General features: G+C 68.2%; 6 protein-coding genes. 1 reads left to right on the top strand and 5 read right to left on the bottom strand.

What is annotated here, in order from left to right; all coding sequences use genetic code 11:
- Positions 1-223, bottom strand: a 223-nt coding sequence (locus tag VNS22_RS28620; RefSeq protein ID WP_414653385.1) for an aldehyde dehydrogenase family protein, incomplete at its 3' end; no start/stop codon positions are given.
- Positions 224-403: 180 nt separating this feature from the next.
- Here VNS22_RS28620 and VNS22_RS18930 point away from each other — a divergent pair.
- Positions 404-1,297: a crotonase/enoyl-CoA hydratase family protein gene (locus VNS22_RS18930; RefSeq protein ID WP_325735170.1), complete on the top strand. Its 894-nt coding sequence runs from the start codon at positions 404-406 to the stop codon at positions 1,295-1,297.
- Positions 1,298-1,318: 21 nt separating this feature from the next.
- On the opposite strand, the gene VNS22_RS18935 is transcribed toward VNS22_RS18930, so the two are convergent.
- The 4 genes from VNS22_RS18935 to VNS22_RS18950 all read right to left on the bottom strand — a co-directional run.
- Positions 1,319-3,178, bottom strand: coding sequence for a hypothetical protein (locus VNS22_RS18935; protein ID WP_325735173.1), 1,860 nt, complete (start codon positions 3,176-3,178; stop codon positions 1,319-1,321).
- A 614-nt stretch (positions 3,179-3,792) separates the two neighbouring features.
- Positions 3,793-4,419 carry a glutathione S-transferase family protein gene (locus tag VNS22_RS18940; protein ID WP_325735175.1) on the bottom strand — a complete coding sequence of 209 codons (627 nt, stop codon included), beginning with the start codon at positions 4,417-4,419 and terminating at the stop codon, positions 3,793-3,795.
- A gap of 7 nt (positions 4,420-4,426) precedes the next feature.
- Positions 4,427-5,704 carry an NAD-dependent dihydropyrimidine dehydrogenase subunit PreA gene (gene preA / locus VNS22_RS18945; protein WP_325735177.1) on the bottom strand — a complete coding sequence of 426 codons (1,278 nt, stop codon included), beginning with the start codon at positions 5,702-5,704 and terminating at the stop codon, positions 4,427-4,429.
- A 12-nt stretch (positions 5,705-5,716) separates the two neighbouring features.
- On the bottom strand, positions 5,717-6,683 hold a 967-nt coding region (locus VNS22_RS18950), incomplete at its 5' end, for an FAD-dependent oxidoreductase (protein ID WP_325735178.1).

Genomic DNA, 6,683 nt, shown 5'->3' on the forward strand with positions numbered 1-6,683 from the left:
GACAAGGCCCGCGCCAGCCTGGCCTGAAGGCCCCGCGACGGACGAAGCCTTCCGGCGAACATCTCGCCGTGCCGACGATGGTGTGGTCGAGCCGGGCGTTCGGGAAGATCAAACGCGGGGACTTGCCGCCGACTTCCAGGCTGACCCGCTTCGGCTTGCCGGCCGCTGCCTTGACGATCCGCTTGCCGACCTCGGTCGAGCCGGTAGACGTGACCTTGTCGATGCCCGCCCTCGAAGAATCGCAACGCCGGTAACCATGATAGGATTACGTTGGAAGTCGGCAGCCAACACCATGATGCGCTCAGATCCGTCAAGTATAGTTAACGCATCATGAACCATATGGACGAGATGAATGGTTTACATCAGGTAAATGACCACGCCCCAGTCGCAAGAGGATTGGCCCATGTCGATCGGCAGCTTCTCCGGAACGGTGCATGTCCAGACCTGGCAGGAAGCGGTCGCCGAGGACATCCGGGAGCTCGAGATCGACTACGACCCGAGCTGGGGCATCCTCTGGCTGCGGATGCGCCACCCCGAGCGCGCCTGCTTCACGCCGGAGCTGATGCGCGACATGCGCCGGGTCCAGCTCCGCCTGAAGGAGCTGTTCGGCGGGATCCGCGACCCGCGCGACCTGCCCTTCCAGTGGCTGGTCTGGGCCTCGGACGCGCCGCGCGCCTGGAGCCTGGGCGGCGACCTCTCGACCTTCTGCCGCTTCATCCGCGAAGGCGACCGGGCGGGCCTGCTGGCTTATGCCGAGCAGGCCGTGGCGATCCTCCACGACAACTACCGCTCGCTCGACCTGCCGATCATGACCGCTGCCCTGGTCGAGGGCGACGCGCTGGGCGGCGGCTTCGAGGCGATCCTGACCGACGACCTGGTGGTGGCCGAGCGCGGTGCGAAGTTCGGCCTGCCCGAGATCCTGTTCAACATGTTCCCCGGCATGGGCGCCACCTCGATCATGATCCGCAAGCTCGGCAGTGCCGCGGCCACCCGCCTGATCCTGTCCGGCCAGAGCTGGACCGCCGAGGAGGCGGAGCAGGCGGGTGCCGTCTCGCTGATCGCCGAGCCCGGCACCGCCAGGTCCACCCTGCTCCGCTACATCGACACCCATCGCGCCCGCCTGCCGGGCGAGGTCGCCTTGCATCAGGCCCGCCGCCGCGCGGAAGGGCTGGGCCTGGATGAAATGCTGGACGTGGTCCGCCTCTGGACGGACCTGACGCTTGGCCTGGGCGAGGACTCCCTGCGGCGGATGCAGGCCTTGGCACGGGTCCAGGAGCGCAAGCGCGGCGCCGCCTGACCTGCCGGCAGGAGCTGGCGGTCAGCCGTTCGGCCGCTGCGGCAGGCCGATCAGCGGTGTGCGCACCGGCCCGGCCAGGCCGAGGAAGATCATGACCGCATCGCCGCCCGGATTGTTCGGCGGCGGCACGAGCTTCCAGTTGTTGACCACCCAGACATTGCCCGATGGATCGACGGCCAAGCCGGTCATGCGGGTGAGCCCGTCGCTGGTGTAGCCGGACGACGGCGAGATGGGCTGGCCGGTGCGCCAGCCCGGCGGGCAGCGCCGGACGTCGGTGCCGCAGAACTGGCTGAGCCGCACCAGCGGTGTGTCGCCCACCCCCAGCCGGCTGCCGAAATTGGCGATCCAGACATTGTCGTTGCCGTCCACCGCGACCCCCCAGGGGATCGACAGGCCGCCGCCGGTGAACGGGCTGCCCGGCGCCACGCTGCCATCCGTGCGGATCAGGCTGATCGAGCCCGCCGCCCCCGGATCAGTCGGCCGGGCGCCATCCGGGCAGGGCACGTCGATGAGGTTGGAACTGGCCACCCACATGTTGCCGCGACTGTCGGCGGCGATGCCGAGCGGCTGGTCGAACGGGCCGCTGATCGTCCGGATCCGCCCCCGGTCGATCACCGCTACCGAATCGCTGCCATTGCCGGTAACCCAGGCCCGGCCATGCCCGTCGATCGCCACGTCGAACGGCTTGACCAGCCCGAGCCGGTCCCGGCCGATATTGCGCGCCCGGCCAGGATCGCCCCCTGGCAGCAGGGTCACGCTGTCATTGCCGCAGTTCGCGATCCAGATATTGCCGGAACGGTCGGACACGGTGCCCTGCGGCCAGGAAATGCCGCCCGCGGTGAAGCCCGCCCCGGGTGAGAGCGCCATCCCGTCGGCGTCGAACAGGGACACGCTGTCATGCGTGGCCGCCTCGTCCGTACCGGTGCAGGCCGGCGCCTCGAAGCCGAAATTGCCGACCCAGACCCGGCCCGCCGGGTCGAACCCGATGCCGAACCCCGCACCATCGAGCCCGCCGCCGCTATAGGGCGATCCCGGATAGAGCTGCCCCGTCGGCGTGAAGCGGTACAGGGTCTTGCCGGCGCAGACATTCTCGTCCCGGTCGCCCGGCTGGTAGTTGACCGTGACCCATCCATTGCCCTCCGCGTCGATCGCGAAGTTGCCGGGGCCATTCATCTCACCATCGCCCCGGAACTTGAGCGCGATCGTCCAGGCATCCGGTGGGCGGCGCAGCGCTGGCCGATAGGCCGGCGGCCGGAGCGTGGCCAGCCGGTAGATCGGGCCCACCGCCCGCCACGGGTTGCGCGCGATGCTCGCCACCGCCTGGAGCGTGTCCCGGGGCAGGCGGCCCCACCCGTCCCGCGCGACGTTCAGGAGCGCAAAGCAGAGCGGCCGGGACCTCACGCAGCTGGCGACCAGGTTGGCCTGGCTGTTGAACGTGGCAAGCGTCGAGGTCTCGGCCCCGTTGGGCGGTGTCCCGAGCACTTCCCCGACCCGGCCGGTGGTCACGTCCACCAAGTTGCCGACCATGGCGGCGCCATTGCGCAGGCCCACCGCATTGCCTTCCAGCCGCCGCCCCTTGAGGAACTGTGCCAGGGCAAAGCCCATCGCCACCGTCGTCCGCTCGTTCACCACCACGCGCTTTGGCAGCGGCGCATCGGTGACCTGTCCCGAGGGAATACTGCCCAGCACGGTCGCCAGCGCCACCGGCCCGCGCCTCGCAACCAGATAGAGCACCGTGCCGGGCGAGCCCGGCCGCCGGTAGCGGAGCGCGAACCGGCCGGACGGATCGGTGACCGTGCTGGCCAGCAGCGAACCGCCCGGGCTCCCATACCTCCAGGCCGGCCACCCATGGGCAGCTACGCGCGTCCGGTAAAGGCTCACCCGATAGCCTTTCAAACCCTCACCAGCGCTCTCCACCCGCCCTGCCAAGCCGACCATCAGCCCAGGATCGGCTTGGGCCACACCAGCCATACCCGCCACGGCCAGGACGAGGCCAATCATGGCGAGGACAGCACGGCAGGAGGAAAGGGAGCACATCGCCATTCTCCCTGATCTTGTTGCTTTCCGATCTTGATCGTCAGGCGGACGTCAGATTTGAAATGAAAAGAGGATGTCAGCAGGACAGAATAAAGCAAACTTCCAGGAGTTGCTGACACGCAGTCATGCCGTTGTGGCGCATGTCAGGCACTCGACCTTGATGCTTCGCCCGCAAGCTTTGCTTGGGCAGCATAAGTCTGGGTCTGCCTTGATGCAACCTGGCAGTGCGGCAGATCAGGCCAAGCTACTGACGTGGCCGGGGCCACCACCTCTTCAATGCGTGGCGTGCCAGGCGTGACCCTTCTATCGATTCCTGTAGAAGGCTGGTTGATCAGCTTGGAAATTATTGGATGATCTCTAACAGCCTGCAGGCTGGAAGCTACTGCAAGTAAAAGCTCAAGGAGCAGCAGGTGCTGGAAACAAGCCAGCCGCTATCGCATCGGGCAACTACCGGACACTCACGCCGGCGGTGAGAACGCCTGCGCGATCTCCTGGAACACCGGCAGCGCCTCACACTGGTCCGAGTGTGCCGCCAAAGCCGGCCAGCGCTCGTGCTCGAACCGACCGGGATGGGCGTCCTTCAGAAAGCGCAGCGCCACCGCGACCGCGATGTCGACATGGCCGATCCGCTCGCCTGACCACCAGGGACCGGGCCGAGGGGCGCGCTCGGCTTCCAGCACGTCCAGCACCGCGGCGATCTGCCGGGTGCAGCGCTCGACCCAGACCGTCGACTTCTCCCGGTGCAGGGCACCTTCGTAGAACAGGCTCACCGCCTTGTCGGCTAGGCCCATCGCCAGGGCGCAGGTCTTGAGCGTATGGCGGCGCGCATCGCCGGCACGGGCGATCATGGCGTTGTCCGGCGGCACCAGCCCGTCCAGGTAATCCAGGATCGCCGCGCTCTCGATCAGCACCTCGCCGTCGTCCAGCACCAGGGTCGGCACCCGGATCAGCGGGTTGTAGGGCGCGATCTTCTCCGCGTCGCCGAACACCGACCAGGGCCGCTGCTCGAACGGCAGGCCGTAGAGGCGCATGGCGATCGCCACGCGCCGCACGAACGGCGAATCGTACTGGCCGATCAGGAACATGGGAGGCTCACTCGGCCGCCTTCAGCCGCGCCGGATTGTTCGGGTGCATGCTCCAGTTCAGGTACGGCCGGCCGGTGTCGCGCTCCTGCATGGTGATGCAGTCGTCCACCGGGCAGACATGCATGCACAAATTGCAGCCCACGCACTCGGCCTCGTTGACCACGTACTTGCGCTTGCCCTGCTCGCGCAGCGCGAAGATCGACTGGTGCGAGGTGTCCTCGCAGGCGATGTGGCAGAGCCCGCACTTGATGCACAGGTCCTGGTTGATGTTGGCGACGATCTTGTAGTTGAGGTCGAGATCGCCCCAGTTGCGGTAGTTGCGGGTCGCCAGGCCCATGAACTCGTCGACCGTCCGGTAGCCCTTGCTGTCCATCCAGTTGGACAGGCCGGACGCCATGTCCTCCACGATCTTGAAGCCGTAATGCATGGCCGCGGTGCAGACCTGCACCGAGCCGCAGCCCAGCGAAATGAACTCCGCCGCATCCCGCCAGGTCTCGATCCCGCCGATCCCGCTGATCGGGATCTCGCCGCACTCCCGGTCCCGGTCGATCTCGGCCACCATGCCGAGCGCGATCGGCTTCACCGCCGGGCCGCAATAGCCGCCATGGGCGCCCTTGCCGCCCACCACCGGCTCCGGCGCCATCCGGTCCAGGTCGACCGCGGTGATCGAGTTGACCGTGTTGATCAGGCTGACCGCATCGGCCCCACCCTTCACCGCCGCCCGGGCCGGGGCCAGGATGTTGGTGACGTTGGGCGTGAGCTTGACGAACACCGGCATCCGGGTCGTCTGCTTGCACCAGCGCGTCACCATCTCGATGTACTCGGGCACCTGGCCCACCGCCGAGCCCATGCCGCGCTCGGACATGCCGTGCGGGCAGCCGAAGTTCAGCTCGACCCCGTCCGCCCCGGTCGCCTCGACCAGCGGCAGGATGCCCTTCCAGGCCTCCTCCGTGCAGGGCACCATCAGCGAGACCAGAATCGCCCGGTCGGGGAAGTCCTGCTTGACCCGCTTGATCTCCTGCAGGTTCACCTGCAGCGGCCGGTCGGTGATCAGCTCGATATTGTTGAACCCGGCCATGCGCTGGCCGCGATAGGTCACCGCCCCATAGCGCGACGACACGTTCACGACCGGCGGGTCCTCGCCCAGCGTCTTCCAGACCACGCCGCCCCAGCCGGCCTTCAGCGCCCGGACGACGTTGTATTCCTTGTCCGTCGGCGGGGCCGAGGCCAGCCAGAACGGGTTCGGCGACTTCACGCCGGCGATGGTGCAGCGCAGATCGGCCATGACGTCGCTCCTTCAGTTACCGCTCAGGCCGGGCCCGGCCGACAGGGCATGGTGGATCGAGCGGGCGGCCTGCTTGCCGTCCTCGACCGCGACCACGGTGAGGTCCTGGTCCAGCCCGATCGCATCGCCGCCGGCCCAGACCTTGGGCAGGGTGGTGCGCCGTTCGGCATCCACCACGACCTTGCCGCCCGCGAGTTCCAGCCGCATGGCACTGCCGTTCAGTGCGGCCGGCACCAGGTGCTGGCCCACCGCCTTGAACACCTGGTCCGCCGGCAGCGTGAAGCGCTCGCCCGTGCCGGCCAGCACGCCGCCTTCGCCCATCTTCGTGTGCTCCAGCTCGATCCCGCTGACCGCACCGTCCGTGCCCAGGATCCGCACCGGAGCCACCCAGGTGCGGATGGTCACCCCGTTGGTCTGGGCCAGTTCCTGCTCGTAGCCGGTGGCCCCCATCTGCGCCGGGCCGCGCCGGTACGCGATCGTGACGTTCACAGCACCCAGGCGCCGCGCCTGGATCGCCATGTCGATCGCCGTGTTGCCGCCGCCGATCACCACCACGTCCCGGCCGATCGGCAGCTCGCCCTTGTCCGGTGCCTGGCGCAGCGCCTCGATGAACGCCACCGCGTTCTCCACGCCGAGAAGCTCCTCGCCCTCGATCCGCAGCGCGTTGCTGCCGCCAAGCCCGATGCCCAGGAACACCGCGTCGAACTCGGCTATGAGGTCGGCCAGGTGCAGGTCCACGCCCAGCGTCACGCCGCAGCGCAGCTCGACGCCGCCCAGCGACAGGAGGAAGTCCAGCTCCCGCTGGGCGAAGTCGTTGGTCATCTTGTAGGTGGCGATACCGTATTCGTTGAGCCCGCCACCTTTCGGCCGCCGCTCGAAGATCACGACCTCGTGACCGAGCCTCGCCAGGTGATGGGCACAGGCGAGCCCGGCCGGCCCCGCACCGACCACCGCGATCCGCTTGCCCGTTTCAGGTGCC

The sequence above is a fragment of the Geminicoccus sp. genome (genome assembly GCF_035556675.1).
GTDB lineage: Bacteria > Pseudomonadota > Alphaproteobacteria > Geminicoccales > Geminicoccaceae > Geminicoccus.

Coding starts and splice junctions, on each gene's coding strand:
- VNS22_RS18930 (WP_325735170.1), top strand. CDS start 404: ATGTCGATCGGCAGCTTCTCCGGAACGGTGCATGTCCAGACCTGGCAG.
- VNS22_RS18940 (WP_325735175.1), bottom strand. CDS start 4,419: ATGTTCCTGATCGGCCAGTACGATTCGCCGTTCGTGCGGCGCGTGGCG.
- preA (WP_325735177.1), bottom strand. CDS start 5,704: ATGGCCGATCTGCGCTGCACCATCGCCGGCGTGAAGTCGCCGAACCCG.